This is a genomic window from Agrobacterium sp. MCAB5 (assembly GCF_052114365.1).
In the GTDB taxonomy this organism is placed as follows: domain Bacteria; phylum Pseudomonadota; class Alphaproteobacteria; order Rhizobiales; family Rhizobiaceae; genus Agrobacterium; species Agrobacterium tumefaciens.
The window spans coordinates 1-574 of sequence record NZ_JBFREP010000156.1; the positions used below are offsets into that span (position 1 = coordinate 1).

At 58.0% G+C, this 574-nt stretch carries 1 protein-coding gene; it reads left to right on the plus strand.

Annotation, left to right across the window (positions count from 1 at the left end):
* Positions 1-28: 28 nt before the first annotated feature.
* Positions 29-574 (plus strand): ABC transporter substrate-binding protein (locus tag AB4Z23_RS27955; RefSeq protein WP_441361235.1); only part of this gene is annotated, 546 nt, incomplete at its 3' end.

The following is a 574-nucleotide window of genomic DNA, read 5'->3' on the forward strand; positions in this document are numbered from 1 at the left end:
GTGGGAGCCCCGGGTTGGGGTAGCATGTATGGCGATCCCCGGACTATCACGCTCAGCCTTAAAGCAACGTTCTGAGGTCCTGATCGTGAAAGAAAAGAAGGACGCCGTGCTTGAGCGGCGGAATTTCCTTATGGCGGCTCTGGGAGCGACCGTTTCGTTCGGATGGTCTGCTTCGGCTACGTCGTTCGACAGGCATTTTCCTGTATCCGTTTCGCATGCATTTGGGACAACCATCATCCCCGAACCGCCTAGGCGCATTGTCACATTGGGTTGGGGCGGCGAAGATGCCTTGCTGGCTCTCGGCGTCACGCCGATTGCAATGCCCAGCTACGGCCAGTTTCCAAATGGCGTCCTGCCGTGGGTCGCAAATAAAATCGGTGATGCCAAGCCTACGCTTCTGAACCAGGGCCTGATCGACTACGAGGCACTCGCCCTGCTCAAGCCCGACCTCATTCTGGCAATTCGGACGAACATCAATGCCCAGGCCTGGCACCGCCTACAGCAAATTGCTCCAACGGTCGCCTATCGATCCGGCCCCTTGCAGGCGGACTGGAAGGAAATCACGGAACTGGCA